Raw genomic sequence first — 24,741 nt, 5'->3', positions numbered from 1 at the left:
CTTGTCATTGAACACCTCAGGTCATGGTGGCGACTGTACCACCTAAAATGGTGTCCGGGACGATTAGACCACTACACTATCAGTAGCATTCGGATCGGTTCTACGAGCCATTGATCAAAGCGATGATATGAGTCAGCTGAAGGCGCTAATAGATGAATCGTTCAGCTCGGCTGCCCTCTCCAATTCATTCGTCAGAGAGGCACGAGAAGATATCGAGCGAGGCGTCAGAGAATTCAGCAATACCGAGGGTCTGCCAACCTGAGCCTTAAATCCCAAGGGTTGATAACGTTAGTTGAGATTTATAGAGAAGGGGGCAATAAAGCCCCCTTTAGTCACGCAGCCCGCATCTCTCTCACCTGCCGGTCCATGAGTTTGGACAAGTCTGACGCCTGGTGGATCACCTCATCAACAGCACGCTCTACAGCCTGCCGCATCTCGTGCCCGAACCGGCGCGATACTAACTCTGCATCCGGTACCACTCGCCCGGTGCCATGGCACTTCGGGCAATCGTCACCCTTACGCGGGCGGATCCCGGTTCCCTTACAGTGAGGGCAGCGGCCAGATTGCAGCATTTCGGTGACACAGTGCTCGCGAGCCAACTGCAGGATCCCGTTCCGCTCGGCCAGCAGGCGCAGGTACTCGTGGTCATTGCCAGCGCGGTGAGCTCGCTTGGCCTTCTCCATCACCACGGCAGCCCGGCGGCGCTCCTTGTCATAGTGCGGGTGAGACAGCACCAGCCGATCCATCTGTTCGGGCAACGGGCGGCGCTGCAGAATAGCGAGCGCCATGCCACCGGCCTCGTCGCTGTCCAGCGCGGTGCCGAAGTGCGCCAGCAACGATGCCAGAGCTTGCTCGTCCCCCAGGTGGTCAGCCATGAGGAACTGGAGCCCCTGCGGGTTGCTCTTTGCGGCCACCTGCAGGGCTCCCAGAAACTCCTCCCTCCTCAGCGTGCTGGAGCGACCAGGCGAGGGTTCATGTAGTGCGCCTTTCGGCGAGAAAAGGCGCAGAGCCATTTCGATAGCGTGGGTCATGGTTTGGTCCTCTGGTCTGGGTCCTGGTTGAAGGCGGCGAGTAGCCAGGCGCGAAGCTGACCGCTCTTGATGTGCTCTGGGGTGGCCTCGATAACGGTCCACCCAAGCAGGGTGGCCTCGTTCATCTTGGCCCGGTCCTCTACGAACCCCCTCCCCCGGGTGTGCCGGCCGCCGGAGTGGATCCCGCCGTGTACCTCAAGGGCGATCATTCGGGTGGGCCATGCGTAGTCGAGACGCCATTTGCGCTTGGGGTGGAATATAAGCTCGGTGACTGGGTCAGGGAGGCCGACAAGCTGAGCCTGCACTCGACTTTGCAAACCCTCTATCTGGAGGATCATGTGCGCCTTTTTGGCAGCGCTCCTGACCTTCGGGCTGCTACCCAGCAACCGGGCCGCATCAAGGGCGGTGAGGTGGATCATGCCGCCCTCCCGATAGTGTTCTTGCGCAGCTCGGTGACTTCCCTGGCCACCTGCTCGAGCAGGGCCTCCTCGCTGCCATGCTCTTGTTGCCAGGAACGCGGGGCGGCGTGGAACCCTGTGGGGTAGCAGGCGCGATGATGTCGCGGGCAAAGCGGCAGCACCCGGGTGTGCTCAGCGCGCTGGGCCATACCAGACCCAGAGCGCACGTGATGGATTTCCGCTGGCGTGGCGCCATACCCGGCATTGCGGCAGGCTATGCAGCCAAGAGAGCTCACATCGTCCAACCACTGCTTATCAGCATTGGTCTTGCTCATGCCGCAGCCCTCCCGTATGTGGCCACCCAGTCAAAGCCGCGGCGAGATTCATCCCCGAACTGCACACCCTGCTCCGCGCCGAAGGCCTGAGCCAGCTCGATGAGGTCGCGCATCTCGCGCACGGTCATCTTGGAAGTGGACTTGCCCAGCACCACGAACCCGGTGCCGTCGATGTTCGGTACCACGTCCTGCTGGTACAGAGCGGCGCTGAGCACGTGCTTCCAGTCCTCCTTGGCGAGCTTGCGGCCGTGCCAGCTCACCTGCTCGGCGATGTCAGTGAGGCATGCCCAGAGCATTGAGTTCTGGGCCAGGCTCCGGGTCATCTCCCTGATTTCGATAACCAGCGGCTTGTCCTGGTCAACCGGCAGACCAGCGACCAACTGGCAGGCACGGGACCGGATTTCAGGGCTGCGGAGGAAATACTTGGGGTAGGAGTTCATGCCGCATCTTCCCCTGTTAGTTCAAGGGAAAGCTGGGATCTGGCTTCGAGCTGGGCTTGTTCTAGGCACAGAGCCCGCTTCTCGATGCGCCGCCGGGCCAAGCCCTGCCCATGGAAAGTGCCGTTGGAAACGGAGACTGCTTCACGCTTGGTGAAGTCGTGCAGGAGCTGCTGCAGTTCCTGCTTCTCGTAAAGCTGCCCTATGGCCCAGTTGAAGGCCAGGATGTAGAGCTCTTTGAGCTGGGCAGCTTTCTTACCGGTGAAGCCCATCACGAGGAAGACCATTCCATCTTTTGTCATGTGGCATTCACGGCGAGGATCGCCATTTTTATCAATGAAATCAGCGAAGTCAAAATTGGCAGCCTTAAAATGTGCTGAGCATGATAGGCGATCGATCGCTTTCAGAACGTTGTGATGCTCCTTGCCAAACAACTCAGCAATTTGACGGGAGGTAGTGAACACCGCCCCCTCCTGGGCACTCACCAATTTCTTGAACAACTCGACCGGCTCGGGGCTGTACTGAGGGGCGATAGGCTTGATGCGGTGGATACTGCCGCAGCCGCGTGGGCGTACTGCAGATAGATCTCGGGTATGTGGTTTGGTCATGGTATGGGTCCTTTGGTTACTCAAAGCCGGGTGGTCTAGGTCCGGCATTGGCAATGGCAATGGCAATGGCAATGGCAATGGCAATGGCAATGGCAATGGTACCCACTCTTGAGAATTTCTGTCACGCACCAGAAACTATCGGCACCGCTGAGTTATCTACTCTCCCGTCAAAACCAATCTAAGCCCTGACTAATGGATTTATGTCCAAACCACACCAAATGGTCAGTTGCATATGTTCAGGAGCCTCAAAGGCTACCCTTTTATGACTGGATAAATATTATATAGATATATGAAAACTGAGGCTAATGATAACCGTGGATACATCACCTTTGGACCAAGAATCAAGTAAAATATCGTATAGTAATATTGCATCAACTATTGCACTAGTTGCATCAATATTGGCCGTTGTTTTCTCATGGCAACAAAACAACATAACTGAAGAACACAATCGACTCAGTGTAAAACCGATTCTTCAACTCACCCCAATGGTTGAGGGTGATAATAAACGAAATGGTCTCTATCTATCGAATGTTGGAATTGGGCCGGCAATCATAAAAAAATTTGAAGTCAGAACTAAGAACCACAATATATCTGGATTTGAGTCTAATAAATGGGACTTGGTTCTCAGGGCTGTTAATTTGAGAGCTGATTGTTTTGCTACTGGATGGCCAACAGATAATGCAACAGTTAAAGCAGATGATGAAATCCCTCTGCTTTCAATAACTAATAGTGAAAATAGAGATAGATGTTTGCCAGAAATGATAGGCCTAGTTGGTGGAGAAGAAATACATGTCACCGTAACTTACCAGTCAATATATGGTGATACATATGTTGAGCACGCCACTACAGCGATCCGCTCACGAACCGTAGAAAATCTATACAGAGCCTATAAGGCTAGCTAAAACTCATGACAGGATTATTTAAATAGCCGTTCAGAGCGGCTATTTAAATATAGATAGAGCTCCCCCATATCTTAGGAAGTCCCAAGAACAAACCTAGCTTGAACCTCTTTTAACAGCACATAAGTGTTGATGCATGGCACATTGAACTCCCGGCAGATGTTCGGCACTTTCACCTTACGTGAGGAAAGATCCACAAACCCTTCTTGAGTAACAACGGTAGCCCCTATCGTGATAGCCTTCGCTATCAACCAAGGATCTGCTTTAGCCAAAAACTGATCTCGGTTAGCAGGGTTGTAGTGTTTAGAGGATGCTACTTTTTGAACAATATTCACATAATGCGCTTGAGTAGCCGAGTCGGTGTCATCGACAAAATGGTGTGCCCGTGAAGCGACCCATTGCGCTAACGAATCATCACCAGCCTTTAACTCCCGGCCAATCATGCCGACACTGGCAATCACCCCTTGGTTGTACTGCTGGTCTAGCCAGTCCCAATAGGCCGGGCAGAACTCCATGTCATAGTACAGGTTCTTTGCTTGAATGTAGGTGTTCGCGTCAAGCAGATATCTCACCGAGGCTCCCTAGCAAATTGGGCTATCTTTCCAGGCTTTATCCCACCGAGGAGATGGCTGGCATCCCTTAGCAACAACTGACCACTGAACGCCTCGCTCACAACAGCACTAGAGAATAGATGGCTAATTTGCGCATTTTTGACTTTGTAATAACTCGGACCACCACCCGTATCAGGACGGTTCTTATAATCTCGGCGTAGCTTTCTTACATACTCAAAGTAATCCTCTCGGCTGATGAAACCAAGAGTCTGCGCACGACGCGCGAGTACCCAAGTGCTAACATGGAAATGGGCCTCAAGATCCGCTAGGTTCTCACGCCAATCGTCATATTCATGGTGCCACATTTTACGGAACTCAGAAGCAGGGACGAGGAACTCTGCTGCGACAGCGTTACAGACTGTTTCCTCCTGCCGATGGCTACTCACTCCACCGTCAGAGATACCGGACTGGCCTATCCAGATGTGGCAGAGCTCATGGATAAGGGTAAACAACCTGGCCCCAGGAGAATCAGCGTCATTGACGAATATCAGCGGGGCATAGCTGTCTACCATCGCAAACCCTCTGAACTCCTCGACAGAGAGAGGGCGCGTATGATGACCAACGTCACTTTGGCGCATGACCAGGATGCCACAGCTTTCTACCCGCCGGACCAGGTCGCGATAGTAGTCTTCCCAGCTGCCTCTGGTCGGGTGTTCAGGGACACCCAACTTGGCTCGCATGTCCTTCACTATTTCATCAGCATCGGAGCGAGCATCAAAACGCCCAAGGATTGGGTTCGGCTCAGCAAACTGCTGCATGATATGGTCTCGGTACCACTCCTGGCGTAGCTGCATCAGCTTGATGAGATCAAGCAGCCCAGCGCTAGGGCGGCCTACCCCCTTGCCGTCAATCGTTCTCAGATCCGGAATGGGAAGCTCATCAACAGGCGGCTGCTGAAGGAAGAGATAACCGAATGGAACATAGGCCTTCTCGGCATAAGTCATCGCCTGGTTGAAGGTCAAAGCACGTTCGCCGGCCTCCCACTCAAGTAGCCGTTCCTCGGTAACCCCACATTTCTTAGCAAAATCAGTCACAGCTATGCCGGAACGCTCACGCGCCCAAATCAACATGTCTGTATTGATGCTTGCCGTTGTCATAGCCACTCGTACCTTGCTGAATTAAATATCATTGTAGAGAGCCTACCGGATGCCGTACAGAGAAGAAGGGGGCAAACGAGTACGACATAGCTCACACTTTCGCAGCATGGGCAGCTCTCAGATGAAGGAGGCACATGATACATGAAGTCACCCTTCCATCCACATAAGACCTATCAGGCCACCCAACTCTAGTCAGCAATCTACTCCTTCCACAGCCCCCTCCCCCCTGCAAATCTGTGATCCCCTCTCAAATCCCCCTTCTTTTCGCTCAACAACCAGCATCGTTTGAGATACGATTTCCGCACGATACCCAAGCTCCATGCAAGGCCTACCAATGACAAAGAGTTGTCATATGAGTACAGTTAAGAAATAGCATTTGAGACTGGAACCTAATGCAGTGGCAACATCATTAATAATAACGTTTTTTTTGGGGTGGGAGCGTAATCCCTATGGAAGAAGTAGCAACATTTCTCGCATCATTAGGTGGTGCATCCGTAATCCTAACAACATTCGTCCACTTCTTTGGGAAGATATGGGCAGATAAGATTGCACAACAGACTACAGCAAGATTCAATCAAGAACTTGAAATTGTAAGATCAAAAAGTACACTTGCCCTTGAAGATTTCAAAATACGAGCAAACCTAGAGATAAAAGACAGAGAACAATTTAGTGGAATATCACTCGAGTTTTACCAAAACTTTTTTAAAAATAGAGTCGAAACTTATTTAACCCTGCTAAAAATAAAGAATGATTATTTCAAGAACATGCATGAGGACTTTTTCACAGAGTTAACGGAAGAATGGATGTCTGTGTATTGCGATACATTTAATGAACTGAAGAGTACAATCCTTGAAAATCAACTATACGTTTCAAACGACCTAGATATAAAGTTTAACTCATTCAGAGTGGAAGCTGCTTCGTATTTAAAGGAAGCAACTATAGCAGAAGGTGAGGCCATTGGTCGTGGGGTAGATGAACATTACGCGGCTGAAGAGATAAGAAGGCCAATACTTGAGAGGTTTTACAACGATACTCATGAATTAATGAACGGCGTCTTACAGCAAATAGAAGATGATGTTAGAAAGCTCCGTTCTAGAATTGAGATTGACCGTGCATAGCAAAGGTTACACTGATTACACTAAAATATAATTAAATTTTCATTATAGCATTCCTTTAAGAGGCGATATGGTTAAGCTAACTGATGTAATTCACATTTGCAAACATGAACTAGGCCATTGGTTTACTGCTCAGCACTATGGCTTCGACGCAGATTATATTGAGATTAAATTGCACTCAAACCAATTAAGTGGGCACTCCTATTCTACACCTAGGCCGGATCTACCTACAAAACAAAGTATTTTGGATTTTCTTAAAAAACGAATATCTGTACTGTTAGCTGGTGTTGTTTCAGAAACTTTTAAAAGGAACTTTTCACAAAGTCAAATCCAAGAACTGTACTCAACCACTGCATCTGTAGACGTTGAACGAATGCATATGCTGCTTCATATAGCACGAGGAATTCAATTCAGCGGAAAAATGAACTACAAAAACATCAATAAACAGCTCGATACAATCAATGACGAGTGCTGGAAAAATGCTGAAAAAATAATAGAAAGAAATAGTGATAAAATAAATTACATAGCCACTCTAATGGCAAATGAAATAGACATAAGAAAAGAATCAACTTATCGTTTTGATAAAAAACGCATATTAACATTCATACATGAATTCAAAAACAACAAACCTGAATGATTTGGCTGACAACTGCACAAAACAAATTGCAAAACAATATTTACAATATCACAATCAATTGTTGGCATGAGGGATAATAATGCCTAAGGTTTATTCATACAACGGAGAGTTCTTGGATGCAACATACAACGTTGACACTGTTGATGGTGTGTTTGGACTGATATTGGAATCGTGGGGACCTAAAGATAGAAACCCTGAATATGCAGATGCAGTTTGCTTTATCATCCAAAGACTCAAAGAGGTAAAAGTACCATATGTTAAAGTTTATGTCATATCACGAGATTTATCAAAAACCTTACCAAATATAGAAGATAGAGCGGTAAAACTGTATGGTGATATAGACACGAAAATAAATGTAATGAATCCAAGCGCCAATGAAATTAGACTGGCAATTGGTCGTGAAGTTGGTGAGATAAAAGAACCTCAAAATATCAATTCAAAAGGCGGAAATAGATTTAAAAGAATTTTAATACACAGTCCAATTATGACTGATGAATACTGGCACACTCTTGCATCAACCATAGATAAATTATATATTTTTGAGCCAACTGCTGACCATGAAAAATTAAACCTACTTGTAGATTCTCTACTAAAACAGAAAATAGAAGAACCAACAGGCTCTATTCAGCCTAAGCAAAGCAACATAACTACGACGGTGTATCTTCGAGATCCATCTGTCAAAGCATGGGTGCTTAGCAATGCAGAGGGAAAATGTGAGGCCTGTCAAGTACCCGCACCATTCCATCGGACAGATGGTACACCTTATCTTGAAGTGCATCATTTAATACCGTTATCAGAAGGAGGAAGTGATACAATTTCAAATACGCTTGCAGTTTGCCCAAACTGTCATCGTAAACTTCATTTCAGTTTAGATAAAGAAATTCTTAAATTGGAAATAAAATCGAAAATATCAAGACTAATGAGAGTATGATTTTCGGTCATTAATTAAATGAAGTGCCAGGAGTTCTATAATGCTAGATTCACAATTTAAAAGAGACTAACCCACCGTGTATAAATATTTTTCATTCTCAGAATACTCAATATCTAACCTACTCAACCATGAACTATACATGAGTCATTTTGAAGCATTCAATGACCCATTTGAATGTAGTTGTGAGGTACTCTCTGGCTTCCCAAAAATAACAGAACAATCATCCAGACTTAAAGAAATAATAAATGCATGGGGATTTGAGGATGTATCAGATCACATTGCGCTTGAAAACTATGATGATTATGCTGACAGCTTGGAATTATCAGAACCAGTTGTAGCCACCATAATTGATAGAGCAAGGATTAGCTGCTTTAGTAAAGATGCTGACAGTTTGTTAATGTGGTCACATTATGCAGATGGACTAAGAGGGTATTGTATTGAATTCAATCCAGAGTATATATTATCTAGTAATGAAGAGAACCTTGTAATTATGGACGTATTATATGAAGATGCTCCACCAAAAATTGACACTGCTGTAATGGCTGTGATACATGATCAAATTACATTCCATCAGGAAGCCATTCACAGCACAAAAATAATGATGGAACATCTTGGAGAAGACAAGCAACAAGAATTAGGTTGGTACGAAGATGCTCTCGGCAAATCATTCAACTCTCATGATGAAATATACCAAAAAATGCTCGCGACCAAGCCAACATGCTGGAAATATGAAAATGAAGTTAGAGTGATTTGCCAAGCTAAAAACTTCGAAATAAAGTCGCACTTCCTAAAATACCCTATCAACGCAATAAAAAGTTTCACTGTAGGTGAGAAAATGCCTAGAAAGAAAATGGAAACCCTATACAACATAATAATTACCCATTTTCCTCATGCAAATATTTACATAGCAGAGAAAATCCATGGTGCTTTTGAACTTTCAATAAAAGAATACAATCCCTTCTCCTTCGACGAAATATTGTGAAATTATTCCATGTTTTCATTTAAATTACGAACGTATAACAACCGCAACTCCTTGGCGAGCCTTTTCAGCCAGCACAACATCTAACTCTGAGGTAACCTCATCTGCTGGCACATTGCGACACCGCAGAAAGACCCTAGCCTCTGCCTCCATCTCACACGCCCGGTAAGACACCAGGCCCCCACCCACCGGGGTGGCCCGGGAAGCCGGGCTCCGTTGCTGGATTGCAGCCCTCACCTCTGCCGGCCGCGGCGCAAACTGCCGATCAGCATCCTCCCCAAGCCGCAGCACCGCCTCGCGAATCTGCTGCGCGTTGAAGCCCCTAAGCAGGCTCCCCCAAGCCAGCGCTACGCCGCGGGCATTGCTGTCCAGCTGGTTGGCACTGGCTGGCCAGAGCCCGGCCATCAGCGGCAGCAGCTCCTCGGCCAGGAATACCGACATGCGGGCACTGACCTGCAGCGTGTCTCCTGGTGCGCCCAGGGCCGTCGTCTCGTTAGAGCGGAGTGCTGTCGTCATAGACCCCCCTCCCCGACTCTCTGAGTGCCTTAGCGGCCTGCTGGGCCGCCTGTAGGTTTTCCAGTGGCTTGCGCTGCGCAGTGGTCCGGAACGAGCTGGCAGCCCGGCGTATCCAGTTACGCCAGGTCTTCTCCCAGTCCAGCTTGACTGCCTTGGCGCCGGGCAGCGCCTGCCAATAATCCGCGAACGTGGCCGCCTCCAACAGGATCCGCTCCCTGGGGAGGCCAGTCTCCTGGATAGCCCACCTCCCCCACTCGCCTGGAAGCACCCAGTCGTTCGGCAAGCGTGTACCTCGTCGTGGCGGCCCACTGTCTGGGCGTTTGTCCCCTTGGGGGGATACAGGGGGGATCTTTGGTTCAATGACTGGATCTAAAGAGTGACTGATTCTATGTGCAGCTCCTGCACTAGGGGTCTGTGCATCTGCTGCACATACCATGTGAATCTCCTGCACATTTGGATGTGCAGCCCCTGCACTATCAAGTGTCAGGATATATACGTTGGATCGCTTACCTGCAGGCCCAATGCGAGAGCTCTTTTGCAGCAACCCTGTCTCACAAAGCGCATCAATATGGGTAATAACTGAACGCCTGGATATCTCACACTGATCGGCAATATGCTGATGAGAAGGCCAGCATTCGCCAGTATCGCTGGCGTTGTCCGCCAGCTTGATCAGCACGAGCTTTCGTAATGGGTTGCCTACCTTGATGCTCATGGCCTTTGCCATCAGTAGCATGCTCATGCCGCCACCCCCATTGCTACCGCCGCCGCGACGACTGGCCCCCATTGCGTGGCCATTGCATCAGCCCACCCTTGGTAGGTTTTTGCACGCGCCATGGCACGGCCTTCCCCTGGGCTCAGCCTGTTCTGGCCGCTATCGGTTTGGTTACCCCAACGCGGCAGTGCCTTACCACTCGGTTGTGGAACCATGCGAGGTTCAACTAGGTGTGTTGGAAGAAGATCCGGCAGCCCCTTGAGGGCCAGTCCTGTGGCCTTGCTTGCATCGTGCCCATACTGGTGGGGCTGAATGACTTGGGTTGGGAAGTTTGAGCGGAACCCATACCGGATCAAATCGAGGCGCTTATTGATTGCGCCGATCGCTGGATTTTCTATGGCAATGAACGGGATGGGGGCCGCTGCCAGTGCTTCGACAAAGATCAGAGCCATCTCACGCGCTGCACGCCGGGCCGGGCCCACGAGAGTGCCCGGCTTGACCCGCTGATGATACGGGCCATCCCCATATGCCCACTCAGCAGAGCAGGTCAGAAAGGTGCAGTCCGGATGGGCGATCATGAGGTCCCACCCCCACCCCATCACACTCAGAGCATCCCCACGAATATGCGGACCCGGTACTTCAGAATCCACTAGGTCACACGACCACGCATCGTGGCCAGCATTGATGAACGCATCGCGGATGACTCCAAATCGTTCACAAACAATGAGCACCTTCATGCCGCCACCTTCCCTTTCTTCTTATCTTCTCTCGCCTGCTGGCGCTGTTTCTTCTGGACCAGCTTGGCCATGCGCTTGGCGACCCGCAGACACTCCGAGAACACGGCCCCCTTCCGGAAGGCTGGTGTCTTTTCGTAGTGGCTAACTGCCTCTTTGCAGGCCAGACGGGTTGCGTCATCGGAAAAACCGTCAGCGAGTAGGAGCCGACGCACATTCAACTCGATGAATTCACTAGGATGCATGGCGCACCTCCTGCTCGGTGTAGGCACAGGCCGGGCACTCAAATGCGTGATCATCGGTACCGGATCGCTGCTCACTGCCGCACAGCGGGCAATGGTCGAGATCATGCGGCAATGGGTGGCCCCCATGGGCCATGGTTGAATTGGTCATTGGATGGGTCCTGGTTTGTAAAGCCCGATGGTGAGGCGGGCCAAGGAAATTAGGCGCTAGGCTGGCTCTCGGCACGTTCAAGGGTGCGTGCCTCAAGCTCGCGGGCCAGGCGAACAGCTTGGCGGTCGGTGCCGGCGGCGTGGGCGGTCGAAATCAGCGGCTCATCGAGGGCCAGGGCCAGCTCATGCATGACCGATTTCAGGATGATGTTGTCCCGATCGCTGACATGCTGGGATGCCGGGCGCGGCGGACGGAGTTGCGTGGTCATGGGTTACCTCCCGAGGACGAATTTGATGAGTTTTTGCAGGGGGCGCAGGGGGCGCTCCTCGTTGTAAGCGGCCTCGTCTTCCGGGCTGAACTGGAGCAGGCCGCGCTCGGGCAGGCCGAAACCATCCAGGATCTCCTCGACGGTAACGGGTGGGTATCCCTGGTCGAGCAAGCTCCGATTGGCCCGTTTGACGGCTCTCGCCAAGATTTGTGGCTCATGTTGAGATATGGCCTTGAGCAGGATCAGCAGCGAGGTGCGGGCAAATGCGGTTTCTGTCATGTGCAGTTCTGCGCCGACCTCCTGCCACACTTGGCGTTGGCCCGGCGTGGCACGGACACGCAGCGGTGACAGCGTGTCGAGTTTTTCGTGATCGGGGAGCGATACTCTTCCCATGGTGTTGGTCCTCTGTGTTTGGTGGTAAAGCTGGCCGGTGGTCAAGCGGCCTGCTGGGTGGGGAGCTCCTGGATTTTGTTCAAGAGGGGGTAATCCTCCAATTCCAGGCGCAGTTCACCATTGCTGGCGATGACAAAGCTGACTGCGTGCTGTGCCGGGATCACATCGCCCCACTTCACGGCGAGGCTGCGGGAGATGCCGATGGCTTTCATTGCACGGGCCATGTTGCCGAAATACTCAATAACTTCGCGTTTCTTCATTGGTCGGGTCCTTGGTATTGGTCATTGGCAGTCCGTTCACTATCGTAACCACCAATAACTCATCATTCAACAACCAATGAGAACATCATGCGTCATAAAATTTGTTCATAATCGATAACTTGCAGCAGGCGACATGAAACCTTCATTTAACGAACGAGTCAGAGCGAGCATGGAAGAGCAAGGTCTTGGCGTCTCCGAGGTAGCCAGGAGGGCAGGTATATCCAAATCCCTGGTATCGAACCTTCTAAGCAACCCTCTGAAAGACGTTCGGGTTTCCACCTTATTCGGACTTGCAAAGGCTCTGTCTAAAGATCCCATTGAGCTGTACACCGGCCGCCCGTCTATTGAGGTGGTTAGTGACTTGGTGAATAGCGTTTATCGGATTCCTGTGTTCACCATTGATGAGGTGCTGCAACATCCGACTGACTCACTTCCTCTTGTCAGCTCAGACCGGATGCTTCTCACCGAGATGCCTGGTGCGCTTATTGGGGTTGAAGCCCCAAACGACCAGCTATCCAAGCAAGGTATCGTGCAGGGTGATGTTTGTGTGATCGATCTCGGGGTTAACACGATTGAAGCCGATGCCGTGCTTTTAGTGCAATTAAGTCGAGCTAACCAAGCCAAGCTTCTTAGGGCTATACCGGCCATAGAGGGATGGGCCTTTGGCGTTGATGATGAACGCCTTCCGGTCATCTCCGCTAAAGATGTGATCATCCTTGGGAGGATGGTAGAGCGTAGAGGCTAATCCATCGCCCTATGACCAGCTAACCCACGGCCAATGGCCACCTGTTAACCCTGCTCAAGAAGCCCCGCTACTAAGCGGGGCTTTTTTTTATTTGAAAAATTCACGATCGTGTATTGACCAATCGTTCCCGATCGATAGCAATCATTTCCGTCAACTATCGAGAACGCCCTGATGGCAACCCGATAAACGCGATACAAAACAACCTAAAGCCAGTTTCAACCAGACCAGAGGACCAACCATGAAAATCAATGACCCTGTGCAGTACACCAACCCCCGTACCCGCGTCACCGTGCCGGCCGTGATCACCGATATCACTGACCTCGGCAAACGCCGCGGGGGTGGCCTCTTCTACACCGTCAAGACCGAGGCGGGTAAGGAACATCGGGCCCGTGCAGCCAGCCTGCAAGCAGCTGCGTAGCGAGTCGCTCCCGCCAAGAGCGGGAGCACTCAACCGCATGAGCATTGGCTCAGTGCTCAACCGGTTGAAACGCATCATCGACCCCCGGCAACAGGACCCAGCCCCAACCAGGGCAGCAGTGAAAGCGCCTGACCAGCGCGTAAGAACGACAAAGCCCCGCACAGGGCGGGGCTTTGTCGGACCAGGGTACCACCCCCAGTCATTGCGCCGGGGGACCAACCCCGGCAACAGGACCCATCCAAGCCAAAGCAAGGAAGGGAGCTAACGAGGACCAACTCGTCAACAGGAGCAAATGTACCATGACCAAGCGCATTTTTTCCAGAGCCGCAAAACGTGCGGACCAGATCATCACCGTCATCGCTGACCGCCTGAATGGTAACGCAGCCCGCCGCCGGGCCATCAAGCAGCGCCTGCACCTGGCCATGATGGCCACCGAGCAGCACCACATCGTCGCCGCCCGTGCCGCCCAGAAGCGATCGGCTGGCATCACCAAGCACGGCGCCCTCCTCCACTGGCGGGCCGAGTTCCACCGCAACGCCGTCTGACCCGGGTCTGGCGCTTCCCTCATAGCGCCGTAGCCAAAGCCTCTTTCTCAAGCACCGCAAGGATGCTTTGGCTTCGCTCACGCCAAATTCGGCTGGGCTCGCTCTTTAACAACCAGGACAGGGCAGTCACCGCACGCAATCTGCTAGCCCGGCAGATCGCCATTAACCCGTCGAACCGGAACATGGCGCTGATAAAGGTGACAGGGTGCCGGCTTGCGAGCCGGTATCCACCAGATGCTGGCTACCGGCGCCTGATGGATACTAACTTTTATACCTAACGAAGCTGCTTCGGCTTGGACGAATTGTTAGTCAGCACCTTCGTCCGAAATCCATTCGTTGCTCTTGGCTGGCGGGACAGTAATTTCGATCACTTCTGGGCCGTACTTGAGCGCCAGCAATCGTTCTCGATAAAGGTAGAAAGCTGACTTACACACCTTATCTGTGTAGTAAGCATTGAATCCGCCGCTAATCACAGCCCCGGCGGCTGGAATTACGTTGGCCAATTTTGCCTTGGTTAGGTCGATACTGAGAGATTTTGCTATCGACTTCACTACCTGCACAAACATGTAATCTTCCAGCTTGTCCCAAGTTTTTTTCAGTGCAACGTCTCGTGCGATCTTAACGAGATGAGCAAGAGCAACCTGCTTGCCACGGTCGGAAGAACTAGAGGCCAGAGCTAAAACATTCAAGGCGAACAATCGTTCTTCTTGCGACGTCATTTCAAAGCCACAGTAGGTGCCGTATTCCCCGATAGCACGGAGATTCAAGGCTGTAAGGGCAAAAAGGTCAGCTGGAATCGTGGCAAGAGCAACCGCGGGACTTAATACAGCGGCACCACCTGCAGCTGCTCCCTCAACTAGAGCAATACCTTCGTATTTTGTATCTAGCCAGCCGATGGCTTTGTCTACCACCTGAAGATCCAGAAGTGGAATATGTTCGAGACTTGAAATTTTTCGCTTGGAAACGTCAGAAAGCTCTTCAAAAATTGCGTCTGGCCTCACTGACCACTGAGATGCATCGTTAACCAAGTTGACAATGCCATTCATCGCATTGGTGCAAGTGGTTGTGAATCCTGGTACTTGGTCTACAACTTGCCCCGCGAATTCAAAAGGCCTGCCGACATAATTCATCGCCTTGTCATACCAGGTCTGCTGCGGATTTTTCCACGCGTGAATCTGTAAGAGTGCGCGTTTTTCGTAGTCTGACAGCATGCTCAACTCCATTGAAAAGTCACAATTTAATAAGCGACACGCAGCCGCCAATCCACAGCAAAAATATGCCGTATATACCGAATAACTTGCTCCGATGCTATTATGAAATGGTCGTATTATCAATAGGTTAGTGGCATCCTCTGAAAAAAAACTAGGTAATCCGCAGAGGGCAAAAGCATGTAATGCCAAACCTGGTAACGATATGCTATCCATTCATTTATTGAGCTATCTGGTAGCAAACGCCGCAATTAGTTAAACCTTTTGCACACTCAGCCCCCGGCCCTCGCGCCGGTTTTTTTGTTTTGACCACCACAGGACCCAGACCATGAAAAAGCGTACCGACCAGAGCAACCTGACCATCCCCCCGCTCAATGACGCATGCCGCAAGCGCCTTCGCCTGTTGCGGGAGCGCCTCGGCCTTAGCCGGCCGAAGTTCGCCGATATGTTGGGCATCCCGCCCACCACGCTCAAGAACTACGAGCTGAACTACCGGGAAATCAGCGGCGGCACCCTGCTGCTGATAGCGCAGCACCCCGAGATCTCTTCCCACTTCACCTGGTTGACCACCGGCCAGGGGAAAGAGCCCGTGACGCAAGGCTAACCTGCAAGAGGAGATCGTAATGCCACTTCAGACGGATAAAGGCGAGCCACTTCTGGTCTTCCAGCTCACAAGTCGTGACGGGAGAGTCATCAACATCTACAGCAATGGCTTCATCGATGGTGATGGGGCGGCGGAGTTCAACTTCGTCAGGAACTACTTCACCCCTCGATTCGATGCGATCAGAGGGTTACTCGCTCGAGTGCAGGAAAAAGGGATCCCCGATGACGAGCTTGAGCGAATTTTCGCTGGCTTTTGAGGGCATCTCGCAAGGCTCCGCCTTAAGCGCCAACGCTATAGGTTCAAACTCATCAGACAGAAAGTAAGTCACCTGCTTATGGTCATCACTGAGAACCGAGAACACCTTGTGCGCAACAGTGCCCTGACCAATTAACACACTGTCCCACTGAGCAATTTGCTTGTATTCGGCACTGCTAGTGCTGTCCGTGACCACCATAAACCACGCCATAACGCCTCCAGCAAATGAAGCGTCAAATGATTCCAAATTAACGTTTCTTGCTGCTGATTACCACCAGGACCCAGACCAAGGACCAAAACCATGAAGCCACTGACCGAGGCCCAGTTGATGGGCTTTCGCGGCGCGATGGTGCCACCCACCCGCCGCAAGTACCACGTAGACGCCGCCCCATCCGCCGAACAGGCGCGGATGACCCGCAACAAAGCCTCCGCCCGCCGTGCCATCGAGGAATATCACGAAGCGCGAGCCCTGCGACTGGAAATGGAGATGTAACCATGACCAACGAAACCGCCCTGCTCGAGAGCCAGGAAGCTGAGGCCAACGCCAAGACCGAGTGGATCGCCGAGTGGAGTGCAACGCACCGCCCCCTGCTACTGGCCGGTCAGCTCGAAACCGACCCAGCCACCCTGCTGGGCGAGCTGAACGACGGCCAGCACAGCCACTACAACCAGGCCATCTGGATGATGGTACACGACGGCGAGCAAGCACCGCTGGTGCAGTTCATTGACCAGGTGATCGATGCCGGGCTGGCCGAGCTCGCCCAGGACGCCTGGCGTAGTCACCTCGCCGCCCTGCACGACGCCATGAGCGACGAGCAGTTTGAGAAGTATCAGCAGAGGGATGCCGCATGAATGCCGCCGTCGATACCATCAATGCCCTACAGGATGGCCTCTCCGCAGGCTGGCTAGACCTGCTGGGCGCTGGCATTTCAGCCCTGCCGCAAGGGTTGGTGCTTGGCCTCACAAACGAGCAGTACCACTCCGGGCCCGGGATCAGCAAATCCCAGCTCGACGACATCGCCGAGAGCCCCGCCACCTACATCTGGCGCAAAAGTGCGCCGGTCGATGAGGAAAAGCTCAAGGCGCTGGACATGGGCACCGCCCTGCACTGCCTGCTGCTGGAGCCGGAAGAGTTCAAGGATCGCTTCATCATCGCCCCTGAGTTCAACCGCCGCACTAACGCTGGCAAGGAAGAGGAGAAAGAGTTTCTGGCCAATTGCGCCGAGCTGGGCAAGACCATCATCTCGTTCGAGGATGACCGAAAACTGCAGCTGATGCGCGAAAGCGTGTTCGCCCACCCGGACGCTCGCTGGCTACTGGAACAGGACGGGCTCTGCGAGGGTTCGCTTTACTGGACTGACCGAGAGACAGAAGAGCTCTGCCGCTGCCGCCCAGACAAGAAACTCAACAACTTCCCCATCCTCGCCGACGTGAAGAAGGTGGACGACATGGGCCGCTTTGAGCGCCACATTGAGGAGTTCCGCTACCACGTTCAAGACGCGATGTACTCGGATGGATTTCGCGAGATATACGGGGAGACCCCGGAATTCATCTTTATCGCGGTCAGTTCTTCAATCGAGTGCGGCCGCTACCCGGTGCGGGTTCGCCCGCTGGAGTGGGAGTGGAAAGAGGCAGGCATAGACCTGTACCGCCGCGACCTGCGCAAATTCCACGAGTGCCGCGTCAATAACGACTGGCACGACCTGATACCACTTACTCGCCCGGCATGGGCAAGGAGAGCAGCGTGAACCAAGTCGTATCAAACCCATTTGGCGCGGTAAGTCAGCGCCAAGAGCAGGGGCTGGTAGCCGTAGAGCAGCAGCGCGCCATCCAAGAGGTGCAAGCCGCCATGGTGATCGCCAAGAAATTCCCCCGCAACCCTGTCGAAGCAACGGACCGCATACTGCAAGCCTGCTCCCGCCCCACCCTCGCAGAGGGTGCACTCTATAGCTACAGCAAAGGAGGGGCCGATGTGACAGGGCCCAGCATCCGGCTGGCAGAGGCGCTCGCTCAGGCGTGGGGAAATATGCAGTTTGGCATCCGCGAGCTGGAGCAGCGCAAGGGTGAGTCCATCGTCGAGGCGTTTGCCTGGGATGTGGAGACCAACACCAAGCAGGTGAAGATCTTTACCGTCCCCCACATTCGCCACACCAGTCGCGGCCAGAAACGTCTGGAAGACCCCCGCGATATATACGAACTGGTGGCAAACAACGGTGCTCGCCGTTTGCGCGCTTGCATTCTAGGGGTGATCCCGGGCGATGTGATAGAGGTTGCTCAACGACAATGTGAGGTCACCCTGAACACTCACGCCGACACAAGCCCTGAATCCATCAAACGCATGCTGGATATATTCGATGCCGAGTTCGGCGTCACCTCCGAGCAGGTCCAAGCCTATCTTGGTCGCAGGGCAGATGCCATGCTGCCCGCCCAATACGTCCAGATGCGCAAGATTTACGCCTCTCTGCGTGATGGAATGAGCAAACCAGGTGACTGGTTCAAATCGAAAGAGGAGGAGAGCCAACCAGAGAAAAGTCGTGCTCTGGATGCCATGCGTGGGCAAAACTCCCCCCCTGTCACCATGGAGGGAAGGCCAGCATCAGATGCGGCGACCGAGCCTCACGCTCCCACCGAGGTTGACCACTCAAGCGCCTACGCCGACCATTGCGCCGCCATCGAGGGGGCCAGCGATACCGTCGAGTGGCAGCAGGCCTACACCACCGCCTGGACCTGGGCGAACGAAACCGGCGACCAGAACATCATTGCCGGTATCAAGCAGATCGCCGGCGAGCGCAAGAAGCAGCTCGGCGCCGGGCGCAGCACCCAGCAGTAACCAACAAGGCCCGCTCACTGCGGGCCTTTTCATATCCAAGGACCCGCCATGACCGAACAAGCCAAGACCGACAACACCCAAGCCCAGCTCGTTGTCATCGAACCCACCACAGCCGTCGCCCTGTTCACCGAGGGCCAAGGCATTGCTGAACTGCTGGCCGACATTCGCCAGAAGGCAACTAGCCTGGTGCCCGACATCACCACCGCCAAGGGCCGCAAAGAGATCGCCAGCATCGCCCATGCAGTCGCACGCACCAAGACTTACCTGGACGGGCTCGGCAAGGAGCAAACGGACAAGTTCAAGGAGATCCCCAAGCGCATCGACGCCAACCGCAAACAGATCCGCGACACACTAGACGCCCTGAAAGACGAGGTGCGCGCCCCGCTCACCCAATTTGAAGAAGCCGAGACCGCCCGGGTCACCGCTCTGCAAGACCGCCTAACCATGCTGAAAGACCTTGGCGATTCAGGCACTCACGAGTTCTCCGCCACCGATCTGCAGACCATGCTGCAGGAAGTCGAACAGACCGCACTGGACGACACCTGGCAAGAGCTGCTGCCCCAGGCGACCGTCGCCAAGGAGCTCGCAGCCAAGCGCCTCGGCGACGCCCTGGCGGCCCGCCAGAAGTACGAAGCCGAGCAGGCCGAGCTGGAGCTGTTACGCCAGAAGCAGGTCGAACAGGATCGCATCGACCGCGAGCGCCTGATAGCCGAACAGGCCGCAGAGCAAGCCCGCCTTCAGGAAGAGAATCGCCAGCGCCTGGAGCGTGAAGCCGCCCAACACCGTGAGCAGGAGGCACAGCGCCAAGCCCAGGCCGCCCGCGAGCGTGAGGAGCAAGCCAGGCGCGATGCCGAAGCCGCCAAGCTGGCCCGCCAGCAGGCCGAAGCCAACGCAGCGCGCCAGGCAGAGGAGGCAACCACCCGCGCCGCCGAGCTGGAGCGCCAGCGCATCGAGTTGGAACAAACCCGCAAACAGCAGGAAGAGCATCGTCGCACCGCCGATGTGGAACACCGCCGCACTATCCACAACGCCATTCTGATGGACCTGATAGGCCTGGGAATTGAGGAAGAAAAAGCCATCAACCTTATCAAGCACATCGCCAGCAACAAGATCGACCACCTGGCCATCAACTACTGACCACAAGGTGAAACAAGGAGTAATACAAAGATGGCCGACTACCGCGGCTCCACCACACAGACCAACACCCGAGACATGACCCAGACCCCGCTTTGGTTATTCCGGGCTCTGGATCTGGAGTTCAACTTCTCCCTCTATGCCGCCGCCCTGCCGGAAACGGCGCTCTGCCAAAAGTACCTGACGCCGGATATCGACGCCCTGAACGTGGACTGGGGAGACTTTATCAGCCCATCGGTGCGGGCCCCATGGGCCTGGCTCAACCCGCCCTGCTACAACATTGGCCCCTGGGTGGAAAAGGCCATCGAACAGCAGGGGCGCGGCATTGGCACCGTCATGCTGGTCCCCCAGGACACCAGCACGGAATGGTACCCCGGTGAGCGCGCAAGCGAGGTCCGCCATATCACCGGCTACCGCGATGTCAACGGAAAATGGCGCAACGGCCGGGTGAGCTTCATCAACAAGGCCACCGGCGAGGAGATGAAGGGCAACCCCAAGGGATCCATGCTCCTCATCTTCGCCCCAGGCTGGCGTGGCGTCTGCCGGATCCGCGATGTCAGCAAGCTCACCTTACTACTGGCCGGAGCAGAGCCCATCAGCGCGGCAGCCTGATACCCCCACCCCATCCACCGCTGGCCACACAGAAACGGTGGATAACTCATAGGACTCCCATGCAAAAGACAGAAAGCCCCTACTGCGGTGCAGTAGTCATTGGGCTCGGTGTCGTCATGCCCGATCCCAAGCATCCCGGCAAGTTCATCCTGCCCGGCGGCGCAACCTGTGACCGGCAAACCGCCGAGGCCGCTGCCAAGAAGATCCACGACCTGCAGGCCAAGAAAGCCCGCAACTAACCGACCAACAACAGGACCCAGACCATGTGGTTTAAAAACCTTCAAGTTTACCGCTTCACCCGCCCGTTCGATTTGACCACCGAACAACTGGAAACCCAACTGGAGGCGTGCGCCTTCACCCCTTGCGGCAGTCAGGATATCTCCCGCTTCGGCTGGACCCGCCCCCTCGGCAAGCTCGGCAGCACCCTAACCCATGCCGCCGCCGGCCAGATCCTCATCTGCGCCCGCAAGGAGGACAAGATCCTGCCGTCCTCCGTCGTCAAGGAGGCGCTGGCCGAGAAGATTGAGGCCGTAGAGACGGAGCAGGGTCGAGCCCTCAAGAAGAAAGAGAAGGAGGCCCTCAAGGAGGAGCTGCTGCACACACTACTGCCGCGGGCATTCAGCCGCACCGCCAACACCTTTGCCTGGGTCAACCCGGCCGACGGCCTGCTGATGGTCGATGCCTCCTCCGCCAAGAAAGCGGACGATATGCTGGCCCTACTGCGCAAGTCCATCGGCTCCCTGCCGGTGGTGCCGGTGGCGCTCAAGAACCCGCCCGAGATCACCATGACCGCTTGGCTGCAAGAGGGAAACCTGCCGGCCGCCTTCACCCTAGAGGATGAATCCGAGCTGCGCAGCGCCATGGAGTATGGCGGGATCGCCCGCTTCAAGCAGCAGGACCTAATGACCGACGAGGTGAAAAACCACCTCGCCAACGACAAACTGGTCACCAAACTAGCCATGAACTGGGGTGAGCGCATCAGTTTCCTGCTGGGTGATGACCTCGCCATCAAACGCCTCAAGTTCAGCGAGGACCTGCGCGAACAGAATGACGATGTGACGAGCGAGGACCCGGCCGCGCGCCTGGATGCCGACTTCGCCCTGGTGACCGGTGAGCTGGCCCAGTTCATCCCTGCATTATTTACCGCTCTAGGTGGTGAAGTGATGTTGATTGAGTCTTAGCTAGGGCTTTGTTCTAATGGGCCAGAAGCCCATCTGCAACCGGTTAGACTTAAAATACGAGAAGGTAACCAAATTATGTCAAGGCAAGACCACAATAAAATCCACCAACATCAGTCAGCCAAGACCAGGGTGTTAAAGCAAAAGAAAATGCTCATCGGGGGGGCGCTCTCCATCGCAGCCGTCTGCTGGGTACCCACCGCTTTTGCTTGGGAAAATGGTTTTAAAAGCTTGGGATGGGATGATACGACCTCTACCGTCCTGAAACAGGTGACGGATGTAAAACCGGTAATGGGTTATCCCATGGGGGATGCCAATTCCATCAGAGCAACCCCCAAACCTAGCATCGGATTCCTCGACATACACGCCATCAAACCAACCCGATATGACTTCTTTAAAGATCGACTGGTTAAGGTCTCCTTCCATGTGGCCAGCTATCACGACGATTCCCCTGCTACGGCCGAAAAGGCGAAAGCCGACTATGAGCGTATTAAACAGCAGATTGCCACGGGCCTTGGTGTGACCGCAAAAGACACTTACATCACTGATCCCAAACAACCATTTTTCGCCTGCATCTCTTCCGAAGATTGTGGAAGGTGGGCATCTACTTTTAAAACCAAAGACTCCACCGTGGATATGGTGCTTGAACAAGTTGGAGAAGAAGATACCCCGCTTACCGTGTCAATCACCCGGAAATTGGAGGACTAATTCGCCATATCGCCATTTAGCCATGGCTTGATCTTGGCTTAATCTGATTCCGCGGCTGGAAAGCATAGCCGGCGAACCAATCTTGCTCCCTCGGATTTGGGGAGCAAGAAATAACGGCCCTTCCTTCAATCCAGTTGGCGCCCCATCCTCGACAACAGGAGGGCCACGCCATGCAACAACTTCAACTGACCATCGACCAGGACAGCCAGCTACTCAACGAGCTGGTCAGTACCGTGCGCTCCCCCACCCTTTCCCGATCGGCCAAGCTCGCCGAGATCGGCCGCATCCTAGCGCACTTCGATCTGCCTATCGAAGCGCCCCGGGTTGCCGGCCAGCTCTGGAGCGCCACCGAGCTGGGCAAGGAGCTGGGGGTCAGTGCACAAGCCATTGGCCGGCTGGCCAACCAGCACAAACTGAAAACCACCGAACTGGGAGAGTACCGCCTTGACCAGGCAGCCAACTCCCGCAAGCAAGTTCAAACCTTCTACTACAACCACCGTGGGCGTCACCGGCTTACGGAACTACTGCTAACGAGGACCAACGATGCAAGCCCAAGACTTGTTGAAACAGCTGACAGACCACCTGGATTACGGACGACAAATGGGGGATGAGCTAAACCGATTAAGGGACGAGCTTGACCAGATCAAAAACGAACTATCGGAGCTCAAACGTGGTGGGACTGACGAGGGATGGATGGCACTAAAGCAAGCCGCCACAAGAATCGGGCTCTCGACCGATGCATTGGCTCAGCGATTCCGGCGAGGTATCTATCCGGAGGGTGTGGTTTGGCGTAAAGAAGGCAACCCTGACAACCCCAAGTGTCGGTATCTCGTACACCTGGCATCCCTCCGAAGACACATGAGCACCCAGGTAAACTAAGCCATGGCGATATCTCAGAAAGCTCGAAAAATGCTGGACTCATCACCTGGAGTCCACATTCATGGTGGCCAGCTTCGGCTGGCCTTCAAACTACCGGGCCAAAAAAACCTCTGCCGTAAATCGCTCGGTTTGCTTCCAACAGAGGCAAATATTCTCTATGCCTCGAACAAACTCGCAGCCATCAAGATCGACATTCAATGCGGGTTCTACAGCACAAACGAATCAGCATTTTGGGTCAAGCACTTTCCTGAATCAGTACCGGCTACCGAACCGATCAAGCAGTTCACCCTCCAAGACTATTTTTCCATCTACCGTGATAGCCGACAGATGGATTTATCCTACTCATCACTGCAAAAAATAAGGAGTGCGGAAAGATTCGTGGCCGAGGCGCGTATTTTAAAAAATGACATTGCCACGATTACTCACCGAGATTTGGAGCGCCTTCGAAACGATGCCTTGCAGACAAGAAAGGTCGGCACAGTACAGGAATATTTCAGGGTCATCCGTGCAGTATTCGAAGAGGCGCTGAAAGATGAGGTGATCGACGAATCACCCTTCATGCGACTACGCCGTCTGCGACAAAGTGACGAAGCGCCAGAGCTCCGAGTTGAGCCGTTCACTCGAGAGGAGCTTTCACGCCTGCTGGCCGTTACCAACATCGAGAACCACCGCTTGATGATCGAGTTCCTCTTCTGGACAGGGATGCGGCCGGGCGAGATGAAAGCTCTTGCTTGGGAAGACATCGACATGAATGAGGGCTTGCTCAAGGTACGATACAACATCAATCGCCTGGGACATCTCAAACCACCCAAAACGCTCGCGGGGTACAGAACTATCGAATTATTGCCGTCGGCAATGGCAGTGCTAAAACGCCAGCGCGAGTTGACCTTCATGCTGCCGGCCAGAGCTGAAATCCTATACATGCGCCATAACAAACAACGAGAGGAAATGCGAAGGAGAGTGTTTTTAGGGAGGGAGAATATGCCTTACGTAAGGCCTGAGCTATTTACTGCTCCAGGGTACTGGGCAGGGCTGCTAAGAAAAGCGCAGCTGACACATCGAGAACCGTATCAGCTACGCCTCATTACTCCTGATGGCGGGAGCACACCCAGCCTATCTGGCCAAGCAACTTGGACACAAAGACTGGGGGATGATCCGCACCATATATGCCCAGTGGGTCAGCAACGACAATCCGGATTACCGGAACGAGTTGGCGGAAAAACTGGGGCAAGATGACCCATATACGACCCACAGGCAAAGCAACAAAGCAT

General features: G+C 53.5%; 37 protein-coding genes. 21 read left to right on the top strand and 16 right to left on the bottom strand.

What is annotated here, in order from left to right; all coding sequences use genetic code 11:
- Positions 1-332: 332 nt before the first annotated feature.
- Genes HB860_RS06550 through HB860_RS06530 form a run of 5 tightly spaced genes read right to left on the bottom strand, consistent with a single transcriptional unit; the run spans position 333 to position 2,809 of the window.
- The gene (locus tag HB860_RS06550) at positions 333-1,031 is read right to left on the bottom strand and encodes a TIGR02642 family protein (protein WP_247626113.1); all 699 of its coding nucleotides are present in this window, start codon (positions 1,029-1,031) and stop codon (positions 333-335) included.
- Entirely contained in the window at positions 1,028-1,450 is a 423-nt protein-coding gene (locus tag HB860_RS06545) for a hypothetical protein (protein ID WP_247626112.1), read from the bottom strand. The genes HB860_RS06550 and HB860_RS06545 overlap by 4 nt, the downstream gene beginning before the upstream one ends.
- Complete coding sequence (locus tag HB860_RS06540) at positions 1,447-1,764, bottom strand: Ref family recombination enhancement nuclease (protein ID WP_247626111.1); 318 nt, start codon at positions 1,762-1,764, stop codon at positions 1,447-1,449. Before HB860_RS06540 ends, HB860_RS06545 begins: the two co-directional genes overlap by 4 nt.
- Positions 1,761-2,204 (bottom strand): recombination protein NinB, encoded by a 444-nt coding sequence (locus HB860_RS06535; RefSeq protein WP_247626110.1) that lies wholly within the window; start codon positions 2,202-2,204, stop codon positions 1,761-1,763. The genes HB860_RS06540 and HB860_RS06535 overlap by 4 nt, the downstream gene beginning before the upstream one ends.
- Complete coding sequence (locus HB860_RS06530) at positions 2,201-2,809, bottom strand: Rha family transcriptional regulator (protein WP_247626109.1); 609 nt, start codon at positions 2,807-2,809, stop codon at positions 2,201-2,203. Before HB860_RS06530 ends, HB860_RS06535 begins: the two co-directional genes overlap by 4 nt.
- A gap of 314 nt (positions 2,810-3,123) precedes the next feature.
- Between HB860_RS06530 and HB860_RS06525 the strand changes: the two genes are divergently transcribed.
- Entirely contained in the window at positions 3,124-3,711 is a 588-nt protein-coding gene (locus HB860_RS06525; RefSeq protein ID WP_247626108.1) for a hypothetical protein, read from the top strand.
- A 71-nt stretch (positions 3,712-3,782) separates the two neighbouring features.
- Here HB860_RS06525 and HB860_RS06520 read toward each other — a convergent pair whose 3' ends face one another.
- Both HB860_RS06520 and HB860_RS06515 read right to left on the bottom strand, forming a co-directional pair.
- Positions 3,783-4,280, bottom strand: a complete 498-nt coding sequence (locus HB860_RS06520) for a DUF4411 family protein (protein WP_247626107.1) — start codon at positions 4,278-4,280, stop codon at positions 3,783-3,785.
- A complete protein-coding gene (locus tag HB860_RS06515; protein WP_247626106.1) occupies positions 4,277-5,416 on the bottom strand; it encodes an XRE family transcriptional regulator in 1,140 nt (379 codons plus the stop codon). Before HB860_RS06515 ends, HB860_RS06520 begins: the two co-directional genes overlap by 4 nt.
- A gap of 449 nt (positions 5,417-5,865) precedes the next feature.
- On the opposite strand from HB860_RS06515, the gene HB860_RS06510 reads away from it, so the two are divergent.
- From HB860_RS06510 to HB860_RS06495, 4 genes are all read left to right on the top strand, one after another.
- On the top strand, positions 5,866-6,534 hold the full coding sequence (locus HB860_RS06510) for a hypothetical protein (protein WP_247626105.1): 669 nt from the start codon (positions 5,866-5,868) through the stop codon (positions 6,532-6,534).
- A gap of 67 nt (positions 6,535-6,601) precedes the next feature.
- Positions 6,602-7,168, top strand: coding sequence for a hypothetical protein (locus HB860_RS06505; protein WP_247626104.1), 567 nt, complete (start codon positions 6,602-6,604; stop codon positions 7,166-7,168).
- A gap of 79 nt (positions 7,169-7,247) precedes the next feature.
- Positions 7,248-8,099, top strand: a complete 852-nt coding sequence (locus HB860_RS06500) for an HNH endonuclease (RefSeq protein ID WP_247626103.1) — start codon at positions 7,248-7,250, stop codon at positions 8,097-8,099.
- Positions 8,100-8,238: 139 nt separating this feature from the next.
- On the top strand, positions 8,239-9,081 hold the full coding sequence (locus HB860_RS06495) for a DUF2971 domain-containing protein (RefSeq protein WP_247626102.1): 843 nt from the start codon (positions 8,239-8,241) through the stop codon (positions 9,079-9,081).
- Positions 9,082-9,105: 24 nt separating this feature from the next.
- On the opposite strand, the gene HB860_RS06490 is transcribed toward HB860_RS06495, so the two are convergent.
- Genes HB860_RS06490 through HB860_RS06455 form a run of 8 tightly spaced genes read right to left on the bottom strand, consistent with a single transcriptional unit; the run spans position 9,106 to position 12,354 of the window.
- Positions 9,106-9,594 carry a hypothetical protein gene (locus HB860_RS06490; RefSeq protein WP_247626101.1) on the bottom strand — a complete coding sequence of 163 codons (489 nt, stop codon included), beginning with the start codon at positions 9,592-9,594 and terminating at the stop codon, positions 9,106-9,108.
- Entirely contained in the window at positions 9,572-10,333 is a 762-nt protein-coding gene (locus HB860_RS06485; protein WP_247626100.1) for a helix-turn-helix domain-containing protein, read from the bottom strand. The genes HB860_RS06490 and HB860_RS06485 overlap by 23 nt, the downstream gene beginning before the upstream one ends.
- A complete protein-coding gene (locus tag HB860_RS06480; protein ID WP_247626099.1) occupies positions 10,330-11,043 on the bottom strand; it encodes a hypothetical protein in 714 nt (237 codons plus the stop codon). The genes HB860_RS06485 and HB860_RS06480 overlap by 4 nt, the downstream gene beginning before the upstream one ends.
- Entirely contained in the window at positions 11,040-11,285 is a 246-nt protein-coding gene (locus HB860_RS06475; RefSeq protein ID WP_247626098.1) for a hypothetical protein, read from the bottom strand. The genes HB860_RS06480 and HB860_RS06475 overlap by 4 nt, the downstream gene beginning before the upstream one ends.
- The gene (locus tag HB860_RS06470) at positions 11,275-11,433 is read right to left on the bottom strand and encodes a hypothetical protein (protein WP_247626097.1); all 159 of its coding nucleotides are present in this window, start codon (positions 11,431-11,433) and stop codon (positions 11,275-11,277) included. The genes HB860_RS06475 and HB860_RS06470 overlap by 11 nt, the downstream gene beginning before the upstream one ends.
- Positions 11,434-11,482: 49 nt before the next feature.
- Positions 11,483-11,701: a hypothetical protein gene (locus tag HB860_RS06465; RefSeq protein ID WP_247626096.1), complete on the bottom strand. Its 219-nt coding sequence runs from the start codon at positions 11,699-11,701 to the stop codon at positions 11,483-11,485.
- Positions 11,702-11,704: 3 nt separating this feature from the next.
- A complete protein-coding gene (locus tag HB860_RS06460) occupies positions 11,705-12,094 on the bottom strand; it encodes a hypothetical protein (RefSeq protein WP_247626095.1) in 390 nt (129 codons plus the stop codon).
- 41 nt (positions 12,095-12,135) lie between these two features.
- A complete protein-coding gene (locus tag HB860_RS06455; RefSeq protein WP_247626094.1) occupies positions 12,136-12,354 on the bottom strand; it encodes a Cro/CI family transcriptional regulator in 219 nt (72 codons plus the stop codon).
- 169 nt (positions 12,355-12,523) lie between these two features.
- Between HB860_RS06455 and HB860_RS06450 the strand changes: the two genes are divergently transcribed.
- The 3 genes from HB860_RS06450 to HB860_RS06440 all read left to right on the top strand — a co-directional run bounded on the left by HB860_RS06450 (position 12,524) and on the right by HB860_RS06440 (position 14,062).
- Entirely contained in the window at positions 12,524-13,099 is a 576-nt protein-coding gene (locus HB860_RS06450; RefSeq protein WP_202045611.1) for a helix-turn-helix domain-containing protein, read from the top strand.
- Between the two features lie 238 nt (positions 13,100-13,337).
- Entirely contained in the window at positions 13,338-13,517 is a 180-nt protein-coding gene (locus tag HB860_RS06445; RefSeq protein ID WP_135319755.1) for a hypothetical protein, read from the top strand.
- 299 nt (positions 13,518-13,816) lie between these two features.
- Positions 13,817-14,062 (top strand): hypothetical protein, encoded by a 246-nt coding sequence (locus tag HB860_RS06440; RefSeq protein ID WP_247626093.1) that lies wholly within the window; start codon positions 13,817-13,819, stop codon positions 14,060-14,062.
- 305 nt (positions 14,063-14,367) lie between these two features.
- Here the strand turns inward: HB860_RS06440 and HB860_RS06435 are convergent, their stop codons facing one another.
- Complete coding sequence (locus HB860_RS06435; RefSeq protein WP_247626092.1) at positions 14,368-15,273, bottom strand: EcsC family protein; 906 nt, start codon at positions 15,271-15,273, stop codon at positions 14,368-14,370.
- Between the two features lie 325 nt (positions 15,274-15,598).
- On the opposite strand from HB860_RS06435, the gene HB860_RS06430 reads away from it, so the two are divergent.
- The 13 genes from HB860_RS06430 to HB860_RS06370 all read left to right on the top strand — a co-directional run bounded on the left by HB860_RS06430 (position 15,599) and on the right by HB860_RS06370 (position 24,706).
- A complete protein-coding gene (locus HB860_RS06430) occupies positions 15,599-15,874 on the top strand; it encodes a helix-turn-helix domain-containing protein (protein ID WP_247626091.1) in 276 nt (91 codons plus the stop codon).
- 19 nt (positions 15,875-15,893) lie between these two features.
- Positions 15,894-16,130, top strand: a complete 237-nt coding sequence (locus HB860_RS06425) for a hypothetical protein (RefSeq protein ID WP_247626090.1) — start codon at positions 15,894-15,896, stop codon at positions 16,128-16,130.
- 300 nt (positions 16,131-16,430) lie between these two features.
- A complete protein-coding gene (locus HB860_RS06420; protein ID WP_247626089.1) occupies positions 16,431-16,622 on the top strand; it encodes a PA3496 family putative envelope integrity protein in 192 nt (63 codons plus the stop codon).
- A 2-nt stretch (positions 16,623-16,624) separates the two neighbouring features.
- Positions 16,625-16,981: a hypothetical protein gene (locus tag HB860_RS06415; RefSeq protein WP_247626088.1), complete on the top strand. Its 357-nt coding sequence runs from the start codon at positions 16,625-16,627 to the stop codon at positions 16,979-16,981.
- Complete coding sequence (locus HB860_RS06410) at positions 16,978-17,877, top strand: PD-(D/E)XK nuclease-like domain-containing protein (protein WP_247626087.1); 900 nt, start codon at positions 16,978-16,980, stop codon at positions 17,875-17,877. Before HB860_RS06415 ends, HB860_RS06410 begins: the two co-directional genes overlap by 4 nt.
- Entirely contained in the window at positions 17,874-18,959 is a 1,086-nt protein-coding gene (locus tag HB860_RS06405; RefSeq protein WP_247626086.1) for a hypothetical protein, read from the top strand. The genes HB860_RS06410 and HB860_RS06405 overlap by 4 nt, the downstream gene beginning before the upstream one ends.
- 48 nt (positions 18,960-19,007) lie before the next feature.
- The gene (locus HB860_RS06400; protein ID WP_247626085.1) at positions 19,008-20,096 is read left to right on the top strand and encodes a hypothetical protein; all 1,089 of its coding nucleotides are present in this window, start codon (positions 19,008-19,010) and stop codon (positions 20,094-20,096) included.
- Positions 20,097-20,126: 30 nt separating this feature from the next.
- Positions 20,127-20,705: a phage N-6-adenine-methyltransferase gene (locus HB860_RS06395; protein WP_247626084.1), complete on the top strand. Its 579-nt coding sequence runs from the start codon at positions 20,127-20,129 to the stop codon at positions 20,703-20,705.
- A 59-nt stretch (positions 20,706-20,764) separates the two neighbouring features.
- On the top strand, positions 20,765-20,944 hold the full coding sequence (locus tag HB860_RS06390; RefSeq protein ID WP_247626083.1) for a hypothetical protein: 180 nt from the start codon (positions 20,765-20,767) through the stop codon (positions 20,942-20,944).
- A gap of 24 nt (positions 20,945-20,968) precedes the next feature.
- Positions 20,969-21,886, top strand: a complete 918-nt coding sequence (gene rdgC / locus HB860_RS06385) for a recombination-associated protein RdgC (RefSeq protein ID WP_247626082.1) — start codon at positions 20,969-20,971, stop codon at positions 21,884-21,886.
- A gap of 75 nt (positions 21,887-21,961) precedes the next feature.
- Positions 21,962-22,591, top strand: coding sequence for a hypothetical protein (locus HB860_RS06380; protein ID WP_247626081.1), 630 nt, complete (start codon positions 21,962-21,964; stop codon positions 22,589-22,591).
- 170 nt (positions 22,592-22,761) lie between these two features.
- Positions 22,762-23,202: a hypothetical protein gene (locus tag HB860_RS06375; RefSeq protein WP_247626080.1), complete on the top strand. Its 441-nt coding sequence runs from the start codon at positions 22,762-22,764 to the stop codon at positions 23,200-23,202.
- A gap of 271 nt (positions 23,203-23,473) precedes the next feature.
- Positions 23,474-24,706 (top strand): Arm DNA-binding domain-containing protein, encoded by a 1,233-nt coding sequence (locus tag HB860_RS06370; RefSeq protein ID WP_247626079.1) that lies wholly within the window; start codon positions 23,474-23,476, stop codon positions 24,704-24,706.
- Positions 24,707-24,741 lie beyond the last annotated feature (35 nt).

Origin of the sequence: Aeromonas genomosp. paramedia, from assembly GCF_023093515.1 — a bacterium.
In the GTDB taxonomy this organism is placed as follows: domain Bacteria; phylum Pseudomonadota; class Gammaproteobacteria; order Enterobacterales; family Aeromonadaceae; genus Aeromonas.
Note: the sequence above shows the minus strand (reverse complement) of the source record. Positions and strands in the feature narration are given on the sequence as shown.